Below are 2,084 nucleotides of genomic sequence, written 5' to 3'. Positions count from 1 at the left end.
GCCGTGCCCGCCGGTGTGCGCGCCGCGGTCCGGGTGCGGACGGCGCCTGCGCCTCGCCGGCAACCGGCACCGCCGTCGTGGCCCGTCGGTGCGGCGGCCTAAACTCGTGCCACCGGCGCGCCGGCGCCGTCGCCGCGCCCGCGGGTACCGCCCGGGAACGATGGGAGAACATCCGTGACAGCCCCGACGGAGAGCGCCGCCGCCGAGCCGCGCACCGAGGAGACCGCCGATGTGATCGTGGTCGGCGCCGGCCCGGGCGGCTCCACCACCGCCTACCACCTGGCCCAGGCCGGGCTGGACGTACTGCTGCTGGAGAAGACGGCCTTCCCGCGTGAGAAGGTCTGCGGCGACGGCCTGACCCCGCGCGCGGTCAAGCAGCTGGTGGCCATGGGGATCGACATCTCCGAGGAGGCCGGGTGGCTGCGCAACAAGGGCCTGCGGATCATCGGCGGCGGCCACCGGCTCCAGCTGGAGTGGCCGCAGCTCGCCAGCTATCCCGACTACGGCCTGGTCCGCAAGCGGGACGACTTCGACGAGCAGCTCGCCCGGCAGGCCGAGAAGGCCGGCGCCCGGCTCTACGAGCAGTGCAATGTGACCGGCCCGGTGCTGGACGACCGCACCGGCCGGGTCACCGGGGTGACGGCCAGGCTGGGCACCGAGAAGCGCCCGGTCACCTTCCGGGCCCCGCTGGTGGTGGCCGCGGACGGCAACTCCTCCCGGCTCTCGCTCGCCCTCGGCCTGCACCGGGACGACAAGCGCCCGATGGGCGTGGCGGTGCGCACCTACTTCACCACCCCCCGCCATGACGACGACTATCTGGAGTCCTGGCTGGAGCTGTGGGACCGGCGCGGCCCGCAGGCCCGCCTGCTGCCGGGCTACGGCTGGATCTTCGGCATGGGGGACGGCACCTCCAATGTCGGCCTGGGCATCCTGAACAGCTCCAGCGCCTTCCGCGAGCTGGACTGGCGCGAGGTGCTCAAGGCGTGGTGCGCGTCCATGCCCGCCGAGTGGGGCTTCACCCCGGAGAACATGACCGGGCCGATCCGCGGGGCGGCGCTGCCCATGGCCTTCAACCGCAAGCCGCACTACACCCGGGGCCTGATGCTGGTGGGGGACGCGGGCGGGCTGGTCAACCCGTTCAACGGCGAGGGCATCGCCTATGCCATGGAGTCGGGGGCGCTGGCCGCCGAGGTGATCGCCCAGGCGCAGGCGCGCGGCAGCGCGTCCCAGCGCGAGCTGGCGCTGCGCAACTACCCGAAGACCCTGGCCGAGACCTACGGCGGCTACTACACGCTGGGCCGGGCGTTCGTGAAGCTGATCGGCTCCTCGGCGGTGATGAAGCTGATCGCCCAGCGCGGGCTGGCGCACCCGATGCTGATGCGTTTCACCTTCAAGCTGCTGGCCAACCTCACCGACCCCCGGGGCGGGGACGCCATGGACCGCATCATCAACGGCCTGAGCAAGGTCACCCCCCGCGCGTAACGCCCGCCGGCGGGCCGCCCCCGCCCGGCGCGACACGGAAACGGCGCGGTGCCCCGAACCGGGGCACCGCGCCGTGCGGTGTGTGTGCGGCGTGGTGTGCCGCGGGTCAGAGGCGGAGGGCGCCGGAGGGGGTGTCCCAGTCCAGGGAGCGGGTCACCACACCGGTGCCGGGGTTCTGGGCCCCGACGAACTGGCCGTCGCCGACGTACAGGGCCACGTGCCAGGCGCTGCCGCGGCCGCCCCAGTAGAGGATGTCGCCGGGCCGGACCTCGCTCAGCGGGATCGCGGTGCCGAGTGCGGACTGCGCCTGCGAGGTGCGCGGCAGGGAGATCCCGGCGTTGGCGTAGGCGGCCTGCACCAGGCTGGAGCAGTCCCAGGCGTCGGGACCGCCGGCGCCGAGCACATAGGCGTCGCCGACCTGGGCGAGCGCGAAGCCGACGATGCCCGAGCCGTCGCCCGAGGGGGCCGGGGCGGGCTCGTCGGCGGAAGCGGCGGGGGAGGCGGGCAGCTCGGTGCGGTCCGCGGTGCGGGAGGCGGCGGCCTGCGCGGCGGTGCGGCGGCGCTCCTCCTCGGCCTGCCGCCGGGCCTCCTCGGCGGCCCGG

2 protein-coding genes are annotated in these 2,084 nt (G+C 74.8%); one reads left to right on the top strand and one right to left on the bottom strand.

Translation table 11 applies throughout. The annotated features are described in order from the left end of the window. Nucleotides 1-174: 174 nt before the first annotated feature. Nucleotides 175-1,482 (top strand): geranylgeranyl reductase family protein, encoded by a 1,308-nt coding sequence (locus GQS09_RS28005; RefSeq protein ID WP_165990316.1) that lies wholly within the window; start codon nucleotides 175-177, stop codon nucleotides 1,480-1,482. A gap of 106 nt (nucleotides 1,483-1,588) precedes the next feature. On the opposite strand, the gene GQS09_RS28000 is transcribed toward GQS09_RS28005, so the two are convergent. Further along, a partial coding sequence (locus GQS09_RS28000) for a C40 family peptidase (RefSeq protein WP_165990315.1) occupies nucleotides 1,589-2,084 on the bottom strand: 496 nt, incomplete at its 5' end.

This window comes from Streptomyces sp. YIM 98790, from assembly GCF_011421595.1.
In the GTDB taxonomy this organism is placed as follows: domain Bacteria; phylum Actinomycetota; class Actinomycetes; order Streptomycetales; family Streptomycetaceae; genus Streptomyces.
This window is presented reverse-complemented; position numbering and strand designations above follow the sequence as displayed.